Raw genomic sequence first — 17,337 nt, forward strand, 5'->3', positions numbered from 1 at the left:
GGCGCTCGGCTACTTGTCACCCAACGACTATGCCAAGAAGCTGAAGCAGGCCGCTTGACTCCGTGCTTCTTGGCGTCCGCTCTCAGGGGGCAGGTTCATGTAGAGGTAGGTGGGGCGCAGATACTTGTCGACTGCCGAGAAGTCATCCCACTGGAGCCCAAGCTCGTCAAGGAACTCCTTGTAGGCCCGCAGCCCTTGCGCCACGGGGTTCAGCGAAGACACTTTATGAGGTTTAGTCCATGCACGGTCCAACAGCCACATGCATGCTGGGGCCCATGGTGATCCGTCAGCATTGAGCACCAGAGGGAATTGCGGAAACGTCTCCCACTTCATTTTCTGGGAGGCGCGCAATTCACGCCAATACCGGATCCGCTCCCCCTTAACCCGATGGTCTACCGGGATGCGTCCGGGTGCCGGTCCATCAGCGACCCGGGTATTGCGGAAGATAGGGAGCGTGTAGACGGATGGCGTTGGTGACACGGGAGGCGCCGCTTCGAAACAGACGCATTGTGTCCATGCGACAACTACCTGTCAAACGACCGTCCAAACCCAAAACCTACACATTGAACAGGAAGTGCAGCACGTCGCCGTCCTTGACCACGTAGTCCTTGCCTTCCTTGCGCAGGCGGCCGGCGGCGGCGGCGCCCTGTTCGCCCTTGTACTGGATGAAGTCGTCGTAGGAGACCGTCTCGGCACGGATGAAGCCGCGCTCGAAGTCGGTGTGGATCACGCCGGCCGCCTGCGGCGCGGTGTAGCCGCGCCTGATGGTCCAGGCGCGCACCTCCTTCACGCCGGCGGTGAAGTAGGTCTGCAGGTCGAGCAGCCTGTAGCCGGCGCGGATGACGCGGTTGAGGCCCGGCTCGTCCAGGCCCAGGTCCCTGAGGAACTCGTCGCGGTCGGCGTCGTCGAGCTGGGCCAGCTCCTCTTCGATGGCGGCGCACACCGGCACCACCTCGGCGCCCTCTTCCGCGGCGCGGGCGCGCACGGCGTCGAGATGCGGGTTGTTCTCGAAGCCGTCCTCCAGCACGTTGGCGATGTACATCAGCGGCTTCAGGGTGAGCAGGAACAGGTCGCGCACCAGCGCCTTTTCCTCGTCGTCCAGCTTCGCGCTGCGCGCCGAGCGGCCTTCGTTGAGCGTGGCGGCGAGCTTCTGCAGCACCGGCTTCTTCGCCAGCGCCTCCTTGTCGTTGGCCTTGGCCGCGCGCTCGGCCCGGTTCAACGCCTTCTCCACCGACTCCAGGTCGGCCAGCGCCAGCTCGGTGTCGATCGTCTCGATGTCGGCGATGGGATCGACCTTGCCCGCCACGTGCACGATGTCGCCATGCTCGAAGCAGCGCACCACGTGGGCGATCGCGTCGACCTCGCGGATGTGCGCCAGGAACTTGTTGCCCAGGCCCTCGCCCTTCGAGGCGCCGGCGACCAGGCCGGCGATGTCGACGAACTCCACCGCGGTGGGGACGACCTTCTGCGGGTTGACGATCGCCGCCAGCGCGGCGAGCCGCGGGTCGGGCACCGGCACCACGCCCACGTTGGGCTCGATGGTGCAGAACGGGAAGTTCGCCGCGGCGATGCCCGCCTTGGTCAGCGCGTTGAACAGGGTGGACTTGCCGACGTTGGGCAGGCCGACGATGCCGCATTTGATGCCCATGGAGACTCCGGAATATGTGCTGTCCAGGCGTCATTCCCGCGCAAGCGGGAATCTATTGGGCCATGGCGCGCCCAACGCAGGATGGATCCCCGCTTGCGCGGGAATGACGTCAAAAAACCTACTTGCCATCGACGGTATGCAACTGCTGCATCGCCTTGTCGAACTGCCCGCCCACCGCCAGCGGCAGCACGTCCAGCGCGCGGCCGATGCCGCCGAGGATGGCGTCCTCGTCCTGCGCCGACGGCCGGCCGAGCACCCAGGGCGTGACCTTGTCCCGGTGGCCGGGGTGGCCGATGCCGATGCGCAGCCGGTGGTACTTGCCGTGGCCCAGGTGCGCGGCGATGTCGCGCAGGCCGTTCTGGCCGCCGTGGCCGCCGTCGAACTTCAGGCGCACGGTGCCGGCGGGCAGGTCCAGGTCGTCGTGGGCGACCAGGCATTCCTCCGCCGCGATCTTGTAGTAGCGCAGCGCGGACGCGACCGCGAGGCCACTCTTGTTCATGAAGGTGGCCGGCTTGAGCAGCCATACCGGCTCGCCGCCGACGCGCACCTTGCAGGCCTCGCCGTGCAGCTTGCCGTCGAAGCCCCAGCGCCCGCCCTGGTCCGCCGCGAGGGCGTCCACAAGCCAGAACCCGGCGTTGTGCCGGGTCCTGAGGTATTCGGCGCCGGGATTGCCCAGGCCGACGATGAGTCGAAGCCCCGCCATGCGAAACGTCGCGCGCGGCCCGCACCCAGGCCGGGTGCGGGCCGCCGCGGCTTACTTCTTGGGCTCTTCGGCAGCCGGCTTGGCCTCGCCCTCGGCGGCTTCGGCGGCCGGCGCTTCCTCGGCCTCTTCCTTCACCGTGTTGGCGGTGACCACGGCCACGTCGTGGTCGGCGCCCAGGTGCAGCGCCACGATCTCCACACCCTTCGGCAGCTTCAGCTGCGACAGGTGGACGATGTCGCCGGGCTTGAGGTCGGCCAGGTCGAGCTCGATGAACTCGGGCAGGTCCTTCGGCAGGCAGGACACTTCCACTTCGGTCAGGTTGTGCGAGATCACCACGCCCGAGGTCTTGCCCGCGGCCGACTTCTCCTGGTTGAGGAAGTGCAGCGGCACGTTCACGCGGATGGCGTGGTTCTCGTCGATGCGCAGGAAGTCCATGTGCAGCATCTGCTGCTTGAACGGATGCTTCTGCCAGTCGCGCACCAGCACCTTCTGCACCTTGCCGTCGACGTTCAGGTCGAGCACCGAGGAGAAGAACCACTCGTGCTTGGCGGCGAGCAGGATGGTGTTGTGCTCGATCTGGATGCTCTGCGGCGGCTGGCCGGCGCCGTAGACGACGGCAGGCACCATCGCGGCACGACGCAGGCGGCGGCTCGCACCTTTCCCCTCGTCCTTGCGGCTCTGGGCCTTGATTTCATGGGTCTGGGACATTGTTGTTGCTACCTAGGCTGTATTTGCCCGCCTCGCGGCGGACGGTCGACTTCCCCGCGACCAGGGAAGTCCGTTACTTCCACGCGGCATCCTGCCGCGGAAAGCCGAACATCAAAACCGCCCATCCTGAGCGGACTTTCAGATTTTCAGTCCACGTACAACGAACTCACCGACTCGCCGAAGGCGATGCGGCGGATCGTCTCGGCCAGCAGCTCGGCCACCGAGAGCTGGCGGATCTTCGCGCACGACCGCGCCTCGGGGCGCAGCGGCAGCGTATCGGTGACCACCAGCTGGTCGAGCTGCGAATTCTCGATGTTGCCGATCGCCGCGCCCGACAGCACCGGGTGCACGCAGTAGGCGATCACCTTGCGCGCGCCGCGTTCCTTCAGCGCCGCGGCGGCCGCGCACAGCGTGCCGGCGGTGTCGACGATGTCGTCCACCATCACGCAGGTCTTGCCGTCCACGTCGCCGATGATGTTCATCACCGTGGCCACGTTGGCCTTCGGGCGGCGCTTGTCGATGATCGCCAGGTCGGCGTCGTCCAGCCGCTTGGCGATGGCGCGCGCGCGCACCACGCCGCCCACGTCCGGGCTGACCACGATCAGGTCGTCCAGCGAGTGGTGGCGCCAGATGTCCGCCAGCAGCAGCGGCGAGGCGTAGACGTTGTCCACCGGGATGTCGAAGAAGCCCTGGATCTGGTCGGCGTGCAGGTCCACCGTGAGCACGCGGTCCACGCCGGCGGTACCGACCATCTTGGCCACCATCTTGGCGGTGATCGGCACGCGCGCGGAACGCGGGCGGCGGTCCTGGCGGGCATAGCCGAAGTACGGCATCACCGCGGTGACGCTGGCCGCCGAGGCGCGCTTCAGCGCGTCCACCAGGGCCAGCAACTCGAACAGGTTCTCCGCGCTCGGCGCACCGGTCGGCTGGATGACGAACACCTCCTGCCGGCGGACGTTCTCCTCGATCTCGATCTGCACCTCGCCGTCGCTGAACTTGCCGACCAGCGCCTTGCCCAGCGGGATGCCCAGCCGCTGGGCCACGCTCTCCGCGAGGCCGCGGTGGGCATTGCCGGTGAACAGCATCGGGGTGGGCGTATCCACGGGCGCTTCCTTTGAAACGAAGATCTGACGAGATGGCTGGGGCGGCAGGATTCGAACCTGCGAATGCCGGGATCAAAACCCGGTGCCTTACCGCTTGGCGACGCCCCAGTGTGCGATTTGCCTAGTTGTTCCCGGCCGACGCCCCGCGGTGGCGGGCCAGCGCCTCGTGCAGGGGCGACAGCCCCACGCCCGCGGCCACCCACGCACCGAAGCACGCGGGACAGCGCCTGACCACCGCCTCCGCGCGCTCGCGCGTGGGCATTTCCAGGAACACGCACCCGCCGCTGCCGGAAAGCCGCGCCGGGCCGAACGCGCCGAGCCAGTCCAGCGCCGCCGCCACCTGCGGGTGCCGCGCGCGCACGACCGGTTCGAAGGCGTTCTCCGCCGCATCGCCGGAAACAAAGGACGAAATTGTCGCCGGCGCCGCATTTCGTGTCAATTCAGGCGCTTGAAACAGGGCCGCGGTGGGCACGTGCGTGCGCGGGTCCAGCACCGCGTACCAGCGCCGCGGCAGCGCCAGCGGCGTCAGCCGCTCGCCCACGCCCTCGGCCCAGGCCGAGCGGCCGCGCACGAACACCGGCACGTCGGCGCCCAGCTCGCGACCCAGCGCTGCCAGCGCGTCCTCGTCCAACCCGGCGCCCCACAGCTGGTTGAGCGCCACCAGCACGGTCGCCGCGTCCGAACTGCCGCCGCCCAGGCCGCCCCCCATCGGGATGCGCTTGGCCACCTCGACCTCGGCGCCCGCCGCCACGCCGGCGCGCTGGCGCAGCAGGCGGGCGGCGCGCACGGCCAGGTCGTCCACCTCGGCCACGCCGGGCACCTCGCCGAGCCGGCGGATCGCGCCGTCGGGGCGTACGCGCAGGCGCAGCTCGTCGCCACGGTCGAGCAGGCGGAACACCGTCTGCAGCTCGTGGTAGCCATCGTCGCGGCGACCGGTGATGCGCAGGAACAGGTTGAGCTTGGCCGGCGCCGGCCAGCGCGTCCAGCCGTCCGGCGCGGGGGCCAGCGCCCGGCGCATGTAGACGCGCAGGTGCATCGGGAAGCCGCGCTCGCGGTCCTGCTCGCGGTGCCGGGCCAGCGCCGGCGTGTAGCGCTCCGGCGCGATCGGCGCGAAGCCGTGGCGGGCGTAGAACGGCGCGTTCCACGGCACGTCGGACAGCGTGCCCAGGTTGATCGCCGGGTAGCCGGACTCGGCGGCCCAGGTGCAGGCGTGCTCCAGCAGGCGCGCGCCGATGCCCTGGCGGCCATGGCTGGGGCGCACGTCGATCTCGGCGATGGTAGCCTCGCCATCTTCCACGTCCACGCCGACGTAGCCCGCTTCGCGGCCTTCCGCGTCCAGCGCCACCCACACCCGGCCGCGGCCGATGGCGTCGGCCAGCACCTCCGCATCGCTGGGCGTGCTGGCGGCATAGGAGGGCCAGGTGGGGTGGCCGCGGAACAGCTCCAGCGCGGCGCGCTCGATGTCGCGCAGCGTGTCGACCTGGTCGGGGCGGGCGGGGACGATGGTGCAGCTCATGCGCGGCAAGCCTGGCGGGCTTCGCGCGGCACCGGCCGCGCGGGACGCGCAGTCTAGCGGATGGTCCAGCTTTCCACCGACAGACGCACCTTGTACGGCGGCTTGGCCGCAAAGATGGTCGTCGGCAACGGCGGCTGCCGTGCGGTATCCCAGGCGCGGTAGTCCACCGCCCAGCCGTCCTGCTGCAGCAGCGAAGGCAGGCCGTCGGCACCGAAGCGCAGCTCGGCCGGGCCGCTGTCCGCGCGCAGGCCCCGCACCCAGGCGCGCAGGTCGCGCAGCGGCACGGTCCAGCCCAGCGCGCGCTGCATCAGCGCTTCCGCGTCGGCGCCGTGCAGCGGGCCGCCGCGCACGCCTTCCAGGGTGGCGCCGTCGGGGCCGCCGCTGAGGCGGAAGTCCGCGCCGCTGAGCGCCGGCCCGTGCAGCACGAATTCGTAGTGGTCGCCGTCCTGGGTCCAGCTGAGGCTGCCACTGCCGCCGTTGCGGCCGTCGGAGACGCCCAGCCGGCCCTGCAGGGTCCAGTGGTCGACGCCGGCCAGCTGCTGCTCGCGGGCCTGCTGCTTCGCCAGCATGGCGGCGTCGCCCGGCAGGCGCACGGCCTGGCGCGGGGCGCAGGCGGCCAGTCCCAGCGGCAGCAGCGCCGCCAGCCATCGCAGGTGTCGTCGGTTCATGGATGCAGCCGTTTCAGCGCGTCTTGCAGGGTGGCGTTGTGCGGGTCGAGCTTGTGCGCCTCGTCGAACAGCTGGCGCGCCTCCTGGTGGCGGCCCTGCTTCCACAGCACCTCGGCCAGGTGGGCGCCGATGTCGGCGTTGCGGCTGGCCTGCCACGCGCCACGCAGCACCGCCTCGGCCTGGTCCAGGTGGCCCAGCCGGTACTGCAGCCAGCCCCAGGAGTCGGCGATGGACGGATCGTCGGGCTTGGCCTTGCGCGCCGCGGCGATCAGTTTCTCGGCCTCGGGCAGGTCGCGGTCGGCGTCGGCCAGGGTGAAACCGAGCGCGTTGCTGGCCTCGACGTCGCCGGGCTTGAGCTTGAGCAGGTGGCGGAAGTCGGCCACGGCGGCGTCGATGCGGCCCGCCTCGGCATAGGCCAGGCCGCGGCCGTACAGCAGCGCGGGATCGTCCGGCGCCACCTGCAGGGCGTGGACGAAGGCGTCGACAGCCTCGTCGTAGCGCTGTTCGCGCATGTACAGGTCGGCGTCCACCTCGTAGGCCTGGCGCAGTTGCTTGGGCTGGTCGAGGTAGTCGGCCTGCATCTGCGCCAGCTGTTCGTGCGCCTGCGCCGACTTGCCCTGCGCCTGCAGCAGCACCGCGCTGCGCAGGTCGGCGTCAAAGGCGTGCGGGTCGTCGTCGGCGACCTGGGCGTACCACTTCAAGGCATCGTCCGGACGGTCCAGCGTCTCGGCCAGCTGGCCCAGCAGGTAGGCGCCGTCGGTGCGCTGCTCGTCGGAGGCATGGCCAAGCTGGTCGTAGATCCGCGCCAGCGCCGCGCGGTCCTTCGCGGCCGCCGCCAGGCCGGCGCGCATGGCGTAGGTGTCGGTGTCCTGCGGGCCGTTCTCCAGCACGCTCGCGGCCTGCGCCGCGTCGCCGCCCTGTTGCAGCAGGCTGGCATAGGCCAGGCGCAGGCGGATGTCCTTCGGGTCCTTCGCCTGGGCCTTGCGGAACAGCGCCATCGCGCCCTTGCGGTCGCCGTTCCTGAACTTCATCTGCGCCGCCCAGGCGTAGGTCTCGGCGCTGTGGAAGCGCTGCATCGCCGCGTCGGCGATGTGCCGGGCATAGGCGTGGCGGCCGAAGTGGTCGCCCATCTCGCTCATCGCCAGCCAGGCCTGCGGGTCGGCCGGCAGGCGCTCCGGCGTGGCCAGCGCCTCCAGCAGGCGCCCGGCCACCGCCGGGTCGCGGCTGCCAAGCAGCACGCGGCCGAAGTCGCGCCAGGCGTTCTTGTCGCCGCTGGCGGTCAGCTTTTCGAGCTGGAGGCGGGCCTCGTCGGTGTGGCCGCCGTCCAGCGCCAGCTGGGCGCGCAGCTGCGCCAGCGGCGCCGGCTTCGCGCCCAGCGCCTGCCAGCGATCCAGCGCGCGCCGCGCGGCCGCGTCGTCGTGCACGGCGATGGCCAGCGCCGCGGCCTGCCCGGCCACGCGCGGGTCGTCGGACAGGGTGGCCGCCTTGCCGTAGGCCGCCGCGGCCGCCTTGAGGTCGGTGCGCGCCAGCGCCATTTCCCCGGCCAGCAGCTGCGCGGTGAGGTTGTGGTCGTCGTCGGGGATGGCCACCGTCAGCCGGGTCAGCGGCTGTGGCGAAGCCGGCGCCGGGGCCGCCTGCCGGGCCGGCATCGCGGCACAGCCGGCCAGTCCCAGCAGCATCGCCCCGCTCGCCGCAAAATGCCGCAGTTGCTTGAACTCCAAGGCCCCGCTCAGCACACTAGTCACCATCCATCCGCCGGTTTCGGCCCTGTCGGCCTGTCCAAGCTAGTCTACGCCGACGGAGATGCCCGCCGCCTTGAATCCTCTCACGCCATGCCGCTGATCGCCCTCGGGCTCAACCACCTCACCGCGCCGGTCGGCCTGCGCGAACAGGTGGCCTTCGACGCGGACAGCGCCGCCCCGGCGCTGCGCGAGCTGGCGCACGAGCCGGGCGTGGAGGAGGCGATGATCCTGTCCACCTGCAACCGCACCGAGCTGTACGTCAGCGTGGCGGCGGGCGCGGAGCAGGTGCCGGGCGACTGGCTCAACCGCCACCACCGTCTGACCCCGGGCCGGCTGGACGAGTTCCTCTACCGCCACGACGAGGACGCCGCCGTGCGGCACATGTTCCGCGTCGCCACCGGGCTGGACTCGATGGTGCTGGGCGAGCCGCAGATCCTCGGCCAGGTGAAGGACGCCTACCAGTTGGCGCGTGAGGCGCAGGCGCTGAAGGCGCCGATGGACCGCCTGCTGCAGCACACCTTCGCGGTGGCCAAGCGCGTGCGCACCGATACCCGCATCGGCGCGCACACCGTGTCGGTGGCGTTCACCGCGGTGCGCCTGGCCGAGCAGGTGTTCACCGACCTCAAGCAGGCCTGCGTGCTGCTGATCGGCGCCGGCGACACCGTCGAGCTGGCCGCGCGCCACCTCGCCGACAAGCAGGTGCGCCGGCTGATCGTGGCCAACCGCACGCTGGAGAACGCGCAGGAGCTGGCCGGCCGCCACGGCGGCTACGCGATCGCCCTGCACGACCTGCCGCAGCACCTGGCCGAGGCCGACATCGTGCTCGCCTCGACCGCCTCGCGGCAGCCTGTCCTCACCAAGCCGATGGTCGAGCAGGCCATCGCCGCGCGCCGGCGACGGCCGATGTTCCTGGTCGACATCGCCGTGCCGCGCGACATCGACCCGGCGGTGGGCGCGCTCGGCGACGTGTTCCTCTACGGCATCGACGACCTGCGCCAGGTGATCGACGACAACCGCCGCTCGCGCGAGGCCGCGGCGCGCGAGGCCGACGCCATCATCGACCTGCAGGTGGAGCGCTACATGGCCTGGCGCCGCGCGCTCACCCTGAAAAACCCCGCGCTGGACCTGCGCCAGCACGCCGAGCGCTACCGCGACGAGGTGCTGGCCAAGGCGCAGGCGATGGTCGCGCGCGGCAAGCCGGCTGAGGAGGCGCTGGCCTTCCTCGCCAACACGCTCACCAACAAGCTGCTGCACCACCCCAGCGCGCGGCTGCGCGAGGCGGCACTGAACGGCGACCTGGACCTGCTGCACGCCGCCGGGCGCCTGTACGCCGGCGACGACGAACGCGACGACGCCTAGCGAGGGCGGCTGGCTGCCGCTTCCGGATCCGCCGCGGCCCGCGCCGCCCGCCCACCCGACCGCCCCCGCCATGACGCCCTCCATCCGCCGCAAGCTCGAAGCCCTCGCCGAACGCCACGAAGAAGTCGGCCTGCTGCTCGGCCAGCCCGAGGTGCTGGCCGACAACGCGCGCTTCCGCGAGCTGTCGCGCGAGTACGCCCAGCTCGAGCCGGTGGCCGCCGCGCTGCGCGAGCACGACCAGGCCGGACGCGAGCTGGCCGACGCCCGCGCCATGCTGGACGACCCCGACCTCGGCGACATGGCCGCCGACGACGTCGCGCGGCTGGAACGGCGCCTGGCCGAACTCGACGATGAACTGCAGATCCTGCTGTTGCCGGTCGACCCGCGCGACGAGGCCAACCTGTTCCTGGAAGTGCGCGCCGGCACCGGCGGCGACGAGGCGGCGATCTTCGCCGGCGACCTGTTCCGCATGTACGCGCGCTACGCCGAGCGCCGGCGCTGGCAGGTGGAGGTCCTCAGCGAGAACCCCGGCGAGCACGGCGGCTACAAGGAGATCGTCGCCCGCGTCGAGGGCAAGGGCGCGTTCTCGCGGCTGAAGTTCGAATCCGGCGCCCACTGCGTGAAGCGCGTGCCGGCCACCGAGTCGCAGGGCCGCATCCACACCTCCACCGCCACCGTGGCGGTGCTGCCGGAACTGGACGAGATCGAGAGCATCGAGCTGAACCCCGCCGAGCTGAAGATCGACACCTTCCGCGCCTCCGGCGCCGGCGGCCAGCACGTCAACAAGACCGACTCGGCGATCCGCATCACCCACCTGCCCACCGGCACCGTGGTGGAATGCCAGGACGAGCGCAGCCAGCACAAGAACCGCGCCCGCGCGATGAGCCTGCTGAAGGCGCGCCTGCTCGACGAGGCGCAGTCGAAGCAGGCCGCGGCGCAGGCGCAGGAGCGGCGCCTGCAGGTGGGCACCGGCGACCGCAGCCAGCGCATCCGTACCTACCGCTACAAGGACAACCTCGTCACCGACCACCGCATCGGGCTGAACCTGTATCGTCTGCCGGAAATCATGGAAGGCGACCTCGACGAACTGATCGACGCGCTGGTGCGGGAACACCAGGCCGACGAACTGAAATCGCTGGCCAACCCTGCATGAACATCGCCATACCCGTCGACATCAAGGGCACCCTGCAACAGCTGGCCGGCCTGCTGGAACGCGGCCGGGACGCCGAGGCCGTCGCCTTCGCCGCCCGCGCGCGGCGCGACTTCCCGGTGGCGCCGGAACTGATCCGCCTGCACGGCATCGCACTGCTGCGCTGCGGCCGCCGCGGCGAGGCGCGCAGCGCGCTGGCCCGCGCCGCCGAGCTGGCGCCGCAGAGCGTGGAGATCCAGTGCAACCTCGCCACGCTGGCGCTGGAGGACGGCCAGGCCGATGCCGCGATCGAGCGCCTGCGCGCCGCGCTGCGGCGCACGCCCGGCCACCCCGCCATCCTCAACGGCCTGGGCACCGCGCTGATGGCCGCGGCCCGCTACCCGCAGGCGCGCGAGGCCTTCGCCATGGCCACCCACGGCGCTCCCGGCCACCCGGGCCTGCGACTGAACCTGGCCGCCGCCGAGCTGGAACTGGGCCATGCCGGCCAAGCCGAGACGCACGTGCGCGAGGCGCTGCAGATCGCGCCTGCGCTGGACGGCGCCCACGCCCTGCTCGGCCACGTCCTGCGCGCGCAGGGCCGCGCCCGCGAGGCCGCCGACGCCTGGCTGCAGGCCGAGCGCACGGCCCCGCACAACCCCCGCTACCCCTACGAGGCCGGCCTGATGCTGGACGAGGCCGGCGACCTCGGCGCCGCCGCCGACGCCTGGCGCCGCGCCCTGCAGGCCGATCCGCAACTCGCCCCGGCGCTGAGCCAGTTGCTGTACGCGCAGCGCCGCCGCTGCGACTGGCGCGAGCTGGACGAACTGTCCGCCCGGCTGCGGCAGGCGGTGGCCGCGCACCAGCCGGGCATCGGCCCGTTCGCCTTCCTGGCCGAGGACGCCGGCGCCGCCGCACAGCGCCGCTGCGCCGAAAGCTACGCCGCCATGATCGAACAGCGCACCGTGCCGCTGCGCGTCCAGCTCGACCTGCGCCCGTCCGCCCCGGCGGCCGGCGCGCCGATCCGCGTCGGCCTGGTCGCCGACGGTTTCGGCGAGCACGCCACCGGCCTGCTCGTGGTGGCCATGCTGGAGGCGCTGGCCGGCAGCGACCTGGACATCCATCTGTTCGCGACCACGCCCGACGACGGCGGCGCGATCCGCCGCCGCCTCGCCGCCGTGTCCACGCTGCACGACCTGGCCGGGCAGAACCCGGCGCAATGCGCGCAGCGCATCCATGCCGCCGGCATCGAGGTGCTGTTCGACCTCAACGGCTACTGCGGCAAGGACAACGTCGAACTGATGGCGCTGCGCCCCGCGCCGGTGCAGGTGAACTGGCTGGCCTACCCCGGCACCTCCGGCGCGCCGTGGATGGACTACCTGCTGGCCGACGCCACGGTGCTGCCCGATGCGCTGCGCCCACACGTCAGCGAAAAGCTGCTGCGCCTGCCGCGCTGCTACCAGCCCAGCGACACCACCCGCGAACCCGGCCCGCCGCCCAGCCGCGCCTATTGCGGCCTGCCCGCGCAAGGCACCGTGTTCGCCTGCTTCAACAACGCATGGAAGATCAACCCGGCCTCGTTCGCGCGCTTCATGCTGGTGCTGCAACAGGTGCCGGACAGCGTGCTGTGGCTGCTCTCCGGCCCCGACGGTGCCAACGCGCGCCTGCGCGCCGCGGCCGCCGCGCTGGACGTGGCGCCGGAGCGGCTGGTGTTCCTGCCGCAGTTGCCGCACGCCGAATACCTGGCCTGCTACGCCCACGCCGACCTGTTCCTCGACACCCTGCCCTACAACGCCCACACCACCGCCTCCGACGCGCTGTGGGCCGGCTGCCCGGTGCTCACCCTGCGCGGCGACACCTTCGCCGGGCGCGTGGCCGCCAGCCTGCTCGAACACGCGGGGCTGCCGGAACTGGTGGCCGAGGACGAGGACGGCTTCCTCGCCACCGCGGTGCGCCTGGGCGGCGACCCCGCCGCGCTGGCCACGCTGCGCCGCCATCTGGTGCAGCAGCGCGCGGCGAACCCGCTGTTCGACATGGCCGCCTACGCGCGCGACTTCCGCCGCGCGGTGCAGTGGATCAGCACCCGCCACCGCATCGGGCGGCCGCCGGTCGATCACGACTTGTAGGCTGGCCCGGGGCTTGCGGATCACTCGATCCGCGGCCGGACGCTCGATGACCTCGCAGGCGCTCAGCCGACGACGTGGAAGCCCGGCCCGTCCGGCGCCCCGGCGGGCTCGCGCATCACCGATTCCACCTCGGCCGCGGGCGGCCCCTGCCACAGCCAGCGCTCCAGCGCGTCGAGCGCCGCGGCGTCGCCGCAGGCCAGCACCTCGACGCGGCCGTCCGGCAGGTTGCGCGCATGGCCGGCCAGGCCCAGTCCGCGCGCCTGCTCGCGGGTGCTGGCCCGGTAGAACACGCCCTGCACCCGACCGCCGACCAGGAAGCGCGCGGCAGGCATCAGCGGGGCTTCGCCGCGATCGCGGCGCCCAGCTTCGCGCCGTCCACCGGCCCCATGAAGCGCTGCGCCACGCGGCCGTCGGGCGCGATCAGCCAGGTGGTGGGCAGGCCGAGCGGCTCGTCGAAATCCTGCGGCGGCTTGTCCAGCGGGACCTGGGCCACCGGGTAGCTCACCGGGTGCTTGCGCAGGAAGGCGCGGATCTCGGCCGGCGCGCTGTCCTCGTAGGCCAGGCCGATGGCGCGCACGTCCGGGTGCGTGGCCACGAACTTCGAGATGTCGGGCATCTCCTTGATGCACGGCACGCACCAGGTGGCCCAGAAATTCACGATCACCCAGTGCCCGCGCTGCGCGGCCAGGTTCCATGGCTTGCCGTCCAGCGTGGTGATCTTCAGCGCGGGTTGCGCCGGCATGGCCGCAAAGGCGGGCGCGGCGACGGACAGGGCCAGCAGGACCGGCAGCAGGCGCAGCAGTTTCATGGAACGGATTCCTCGGCGGGACCGGACGGGGAACCGGCAGGATAGGCCCGGTCGAGCCGCGTGCCCAGTGTCGCCTTGAGGCCGCGCGCCATGTCCTCGAGCAACGCGAGCAGCTCGGACGGCAACGCGATCTCCAGCCCGGCGGCATCCTTCGCCGGCTCCAGCGGCAGGCGGCAGCCGCTGTGCGCGTACACCCGCAGCAGGTCGGTGCTGTCCAGGCTGCGCGACAGCAGCCAGCCGCCGGCCTCGCTGCGCTGGATCAGGTCGGCCTGCTGCAGGGTGCCGAAGCAGGCGGCGATGGCGGTGCCGTCCAGGACCGGCTCGGCCAGTTGCACGCTCGCCGGGTCCACGCATTCGCCGCTGCGCTGCGCCCGCACGAAATGGCCCAGCACCGCCAGCAGGCCGAGAAACTCGGCGTCCTTCGGCAGCGCCTTCGCCGCCGGGCGGTACTCGAACGAGGAGATCGAGGCTGCGATCGACGCGCCCAGGATCACGATGATCCACGACAGGTAGATCCACAGCAGGAAGATCGGGATCACCGCCAGCGCCTTGCCGTAGATCTGCTGGTAGGTGTGCCCGCCGTGCACGAACAGCCGGAAGCCCCAGCGCGCGACCTCGAACAGCACCGCGCCGAGCAGCGCGCCGATCGCCGCATCGCGCTTCGACACGCGCCGGTTCGGCACCACCGTGTACAGCAGCCACAGCGTCACCAGGGTCACCACGAACGGCAGCACGCGCAACACCACGCCGCCGGCGCCGAGCTGGCCGGCGGTCTCGTTCAGCAGCGGCAGCGCGGTGATGTAGGAACTGGCCGCCAGCCCGCCCACCACCAGGATCGGCCCCAACGTCAGCGCCGCCCAGTACAGCAGCACCCGCGAGCTCCAGCGCCGCGGCTGGTGCACGCGCCAGATGCGGTTGAGCCGGTCCTCGATGCTCACCATCATCGAGACCGCGCTGAACAGCATCACCAGGATGCTGATGCCGGTGAGCTGGCTGGCGTTGCTGGCGAACTCCTGCAGCGCCACCTGCACGTGGTGGCCGGCGGCTGGCACGAAGTTGTGGAACACGAAGTCCAGCAGCGTGTCGCGCGCGCCGGCGAACACCGGGAACACCGAGAACATCGCCAGGCCCGCCACCATCAGCGGCACCAGCGACACCAGCGTGGTGTAGGACAGCGCGCCGGCGGTCTCGAAGCACTTGTCGTCGAGGAAACGCTGCCACAGGAAGCGGCCGAAGGTGAGGCTGCGGTCTCGATCGAAGCGCCAACGCATGGGGGTCCCTGTGGGCCGGTCCGACATCGCCGGTACACTAGCGCATCGCCCGTGAACGGCCCACCCACGCATCGAGCCGCATGAACGAGATCCTGGTCCTCTACTACAGCCGCACTGGCCACACCGCACAGCTGGCGCGGCTGATCGCGCGGGGCATCGAGGAAGTGCCCGGCATGCGCGCGCGCCTGCGCCAGGTGCCGCCGGTGGCGCCGGTGACGGAGACCGCGCAGCCGCCCGAGCCCGACGAGGGCGCGCCCTACGCCACCAGGCAGGACCTGGCCGACTGCGCCGGGCTCGCCCTAGGCAGCCCGACCCGCTTCGGCAACATGGCCGCGCCGCTCAAGCACTTCCTCGACGGCACCGGCGCCGAATGGGCCAGCGGCGCGCTGGTCGGCAAGCCCGCCGCGGTGTTCACCTCCACCGGCACCATGCACGGCGGCCAGGAAAGCACCCTGCTGACGATGGCGCTGCCGCTGCTGCACCATGGCATGCTGCTGCTGGGCATCCCGTTCACCGAGGCGGCGCTGTCCGCCACCCGCAGCGGCGGCGCGCCCTACGGCGCCAGCCACGTCGCCGGCGCCAAGGGCGAGCATGCGATCAGCGAGCACGAGCGCGAGCTGGCCCGCGCGCTCGGCCGCCGCCTCGCCGACACCGCGCGCAAGCTTGGGGGCGCCGCATGAACGCCCGCACCGCGCTGCCCGCCGAGCAGAAGCTGGGCCTGGCCGCCTGGGCCGCGCTGGTCGCGCTGCAGGCACTGTGGCACGGCTGGCTGCAACCGCCGCGGCACATGCCGGTGCCGCTGGCGCTGTCGATCGCGCTGGTCCCGCTGCTGCTGCCGCTGCTCGCGCTGCGCAACGTGCGCCGCGCCCTGCTGTGGGTCGGCATCCTGGCCCTGTTCTACTTCTGCCATGGCGTGGCCGAAGCCTGGAGCGCACCGGCCGAGCGCATCCCGGCGCTGCTGGAGATCGCGCTGACCCTGCTGCTGATCGGCACGCTCGGCGCCGGCGTGCGGCGGCCGCGGCGCTGAGCGCGGCTCAGGGCCGCGGCCACGCCTCCGCCGCGGTCAGCGCCGCCACGGCGACCAGCAACGCGCCGACGCAACGGGTAGCCCACGCGCCGGCGGCGGGGCGGCCGTGCAGCCACCCGCGCACGCGGCCCCCCAGCAGCGCCAGCGTGCCGTACACGCCGCCCTGGGTCAGCGCGATGATCGCCCACAGCACCAGCGCCTGCAGCCACAACGCGCCATCGGCCGGGCGCAGGAACTGCGGGAAGATCGCCAGCATGAACAGGTAGGCCTTGGGATTGAGCAGGCAGGTGAGCATGCCCTGCCGGAACGTCGCCGCCCACGGCAGCGCCTGCCCCGCCGCCGGCGCCTGCAGCGTCGCGGTAGCGCGCAGCAGCGCGACGCCGATCCAGGCGATGTACAGCGCGCCGGCCAGCAGCAGCGCCCTGAACACGCCCGGCACCAGCTTCACCAGCACGCTGATCCCCAATGCCGCCATCAGCACGTGGCACAGGCCACCGGCCACGATGCCGCCCACCGCGGCCAGCCCCCGCGCACGGCCGCCGCTCAATGCGCTGCCGAACACGAAGGCCATGTCCAGCCCGGGCAGCGCGATCACCCCGAACACCACCACGAAGAACAGCCACAGCTGCGCGGCATGGCTCATGGCGCCGTTCCCGCCACGTCGGGCAGCCAGCGCAGCCGCGAGCGCGGCGTCGGGTCCATTACCACCCGCTCCGGCTCGCCGCGCAGCAGGCCGCCGGCATCCAGGGCGCTGGCGGCCGCGCGCATCGCCGGTTCCAGCGCATGCAACGCGGCCTCGTCGCGCACCACGCCCAGCCAGACCAGCCACGGACCGTCCGTGCGCACCGGTAGCTGCGGGAAATTGTTCGGCTCGTCCAGCGTGACGAGGATGCCGGCCTGGCGCACGCCGGCACCGCGGTAGCGTTCGAATTGCGCTTCCGCATGCGCCGCCAGCTCCCGCTCGCTGCCCTTCTTCGCCGCGAAGACCTGCATCACCACGATCCCCCGCGCGCCGTGCGGCTCGTCCACCGGGTCCACCGCCGGCAGCACGGCGACGCCGGTGTCCGGCCGCAGCGGGCGCAGCAGCAGCACGTCGTCGCTGTCGGGCAGCAGCGCGTTCACCTTGGTGCGGTGCTCGCGCCACAGCGGCCCGTAGTAGAACCGCGCATCCGCCACCGGCCGCGCGTGCATGTCGTGGAAGCCGCGCAGCCAGACGAACCGGTCCGGCTGCCCGCGCGGCAGGAACTGGCCGAACACCATCGCACCGAGCTGCTCGAAGGCCTCCGGGAAATAGGTGTCGAAGTAGCTGGCAAAGCGCGCGCGTCCGCCGTGCGTGGTGGTGTAGCGGCGCAGCTCGACGACCTGGAAATCGTGCAGGTGCGCCACGGTGTCCATGCCGGGCAAAGCCCCGGGCGATGGCCCGGTCGCGTTATCGCCCGCTGCCGACCCGGCTGCGGCTGGCGTGCCCGCACCCAGCGCGACGATGGAAAACAGGCCCAGCAGGCGGCGGAACGTGGACTTCATGGCGACTC

17 protein-coding genes and 1 tRNA gene are annotated in these 17,337 nt (G+C 71.9%); 5 read left to right on the forward strand and 13 right to left on the reverse strand.

The window, feature by feature from the left end; genetic code table 11:
* Window positions 1-556: 556 nt before the first annotated feature.
* From ychF to QMK61_RS16175, 8 genes are all read right to left on the reverse strand, one after another.
* On the reverse strand, window positions 557-1,648 hold the full coding sequence (ychF, locus tag QMK61_RS16140; RefSeq protein WP_302073262.1) for a redox-regulated ATPase YchF: 1,092 nt from the start codon (window positions 1,646-1,648) through the stop codon (window positions 557-559).
* 118 nt (window positions 1,649-1,766) lie between these two features.
* Entirely contained in the window at window positions 1,767-2,351 is a 585-nt protein-coding gene (pth, locus tag QMK61_RS16145) for an aminoacyl-tRNA hydrolase (protein WP_302073263.1), read from the reverse strand.
* 51 nt (window positions 2,352-2,402) lie between these two features.
* Window positions 2,403-3,059 (reverse strand): 50S ribosomal protein L25/general stress protein Ctc, encoded by a 657-nt coding sequence (locus tag QMK61_RS16150; RefSeq protein WP_302073264.1) that lies wholly within the window; start codon window positions 3,057-3,059, stop codon window positions 2,403-2,405.
* Window positions 3,060-3,205: 146 nt separating this feature from the next.
* Window positions 3,206-4,144 carry a ribose-phosphate diphosphokinase gene (locus tag QMK61_RS16155; RefSeq protein WP_302073310.1) on the reverse strand — a complete coding sequence of 313 codons (939 nt, stop codon included), beginning with the start codon at window positions 4,142-4,144 and terminating at the stop codon, window positions 3,206-3,208.
* Window positions 4,145-4,195: 51 nt separating this feature from the next.
* A tRNA-Gln gene (locus QMK61_RS16160) sits at window positions 4,196-4,270 on the reverse strand.
* Between the two features lie 13 nt (window positions 4,271-4,283).
* Complete coding sequence (gene ispE / locus QMK61_RS16165) at window positions 4,284-5,678, reverse strand: 4-(cytidine 5'-diphospho)-2-C-methyl-D-erythritol kinase (protein ID WP_302073265.1); 1,395 nt, start codon at window positions 5,676-5,678, stop codon at window positions 4,284-4,286.
* Between the two features lie 53 nt (window positions 5,679-5,731).
* Window positions 5,732-6,346 carry a lipoprotein insertase outer membrane protein LolB gene (gene lolB, locus QMK61_RS16170; protein WP_302073266.1) on the reverse strand — a complete coding sequence of 205 codons (615 nt, stop codon included), beginning with the start codon at window positions 6,344-6,346 and terminating at the stop codon, window positions 5,732-5,734.
* A complete protein-coding gene (locus tag QMK61_RS16175; protein WP_302073267.1) occupies window positions 6,343-8,025 on the reverse strand; it encodes a tetratricopeptide repeat protein in 1,683 nt (560 codons plus the stop codon). Before QMK61_RS16175 ends, lolB begins: the two co-directional genes overlap by 4 nt.
* Before the next feature lie 153 nt (window positions 8,026-8,178).
* Between QMK61_RS16175 and hemA the strand changes: the two genes are divergently transcribed.
* From hemA to QMK61_RS16190, 3 genes are all read left to right on the forward strand, one after another.
* Complete coding sequence (hemA, locus tag QMK61_RS16180; RefSeq protein ID WP_302073268.1) at window positions 8,179-9,447, forward strand: glutamyl-tRNA reductase; 1,269 nt, start codon at window positions 8,179-8,181, stop codon at window positions 9,445-9,447.
* 70 nt (window positions 9,448-9,517) lie between these two features.
* Window positions 9,518-10,600 (forward strand): peptide chain release factor 1, encoded by a 1,083-nt coding sequence (gene prfA / locus QMK61_RS16185; protein WP_302073269.1) that lies wholly within the window; start codon window positions 9,518-9,520, stop codon window positions 10,598-10,600.
* Window positions 10,597-12,699 carry a tetratricopeptide repeat protein gene (locus QMK61_RS16190; RefSeq protein ID WP_302073270.1) on the forward strand — a complete coding sequence of 701 codons (2,103 nt, stop codon included), beginning with the start codon at window positions 10,597-10,599 and terminating at the stop codon, window positions 12,697-12,699. The genes prfA and QMK61_RS16190 overlap by 4 nt, the downstream gene beginning before the upstream one ends.
* Window positions 12,700-12,761: 62 nt before the next feature.
* Here the strand turns inward: QMK61_RS16190 and QMK61_RS16195 are convergent, their stop codons facing one another.
* Genes QMK61_RS16195 through QMK61_RS16205 form a run of 3 tightly spaced genes read right to left on the reverse strand, consistent with a single transcriptional unit; the run spans window position 12,762 to window position 14,778 of the window.
* Window positions 12,762-13,031 (reverse strand): acylphosphatase, encoded by a 270-nt coding sequence (locus tag QMK61_RS16195; RefSeq protein ID WP_302073271.1) that lies wholly within the window; start codon window positions 13,029-13,031, stop codon window positions 12,762-12,764.
* The gene (locus QMK61_RS16200; protein ID WP_302073272.1) at window positions 13,031-13,507 is read right to left on the reverse strand and encodes a TlpA disulfide reductase family protein; all 477 of its coding nucleotides are present in this window, start codon (window positions 13,505-13,507) and stop codon (window positions 13,031-13,033) included. Before QMK61_RS16200 ends, QMK61_RS16195 begins: the two co-directional genes overlap by 1 nt.
* Window positions 13,504-14,778: a YihY family inner membrane protein gene (locus QMK61_RS16205; protein ID WP_302073273.1), complete on the reverse strand. Its 1,275-nt coding sequence runs from the start codon at window positions 14,776-14,778 to the stop codon at window positions 13,504-13,506. Before QMK61_RS16205 ends, QMK61_RS16200 begins: the two co-directional genes overlap by 4 nt.
* 80 nt (window positions 14,779-14,858) lie before the next feature.
* On the opposite strand from QMK61_RS16205, the gene wrbA reads away from it, so the two are divergent.
* Both wrbA and QMK61_RS16215 read left to right on the forward strand, forming a co-directional pair.
* Window positions 14,859-15,458, forward strand: a complete 600-nt coding sequence (wrbA, locus tag QMK61_RS16210) for an NAD(P)H:quinone oxidoreductase (protein WP_302073274.1) — start codon at window positions 14,859-14,861, stop codon at window positions 15,456-15,458.
* The gene (locus tag QMK61_RS16215; protein WP_302073275.1) at window positions 15,455-15,805 is read left to right on the forward strand and encodes a DUF2069 domain-containing protein; all 351 of its coding nucleotides are present in this window, start codon (window positions 15,455-15,457) and stop codon (window positions 15,803-15,805) included. The genes wrbA and QMK61_RS16215 overlap by 4 nt, the downstream gene beginning before the upstream one ends.
* A gap of 7 nt (window positions 15,806-15,812) precedes the next feature.
* On the opposite strand, the gene QMK61_RS16220 is transcribed toward QMK61_RS16215, so the two are convergent.
* Together QMK61_RS16220 and QMK61_RS16225 are read right to left on the reverse strand one after the other, a co-directional pair.
* Window positions 15,813-16,448, reverse strand: coding sequence for a LysE family translocator (locus QMK61_RS16220; protein ID WP_302073276.1), 636 nt, complete (start codon window positions 16,446-16,448; stop codon window positions 15,813-15,815).
* Entirely contained in the window at window positions 16,445-17,329 is an 885-nt protein-coding gene (locus QMK61_RS16225; RefSeq protein ID WP_302073277.1) for a hypothetical protein, read from the reverse strand. The genes QMK61_RS16220 and QMK61_RS16225 overlap by 4 nt, the downstream gene beginning before the upstream one ends.
* Between the last annotated feature and the right edge of the window lie 8 nt (window positions 17,330-17,337).

It is taken from the genome of Fulvimonas sp. R45 (genome assembly GCF_030504985.1).
GTDB lineage: Bacteria > Pseudomonadota > Gammaproteobacteria > Xanthomonadales > Rhodanobacteraceae > Rhodanobacter_A.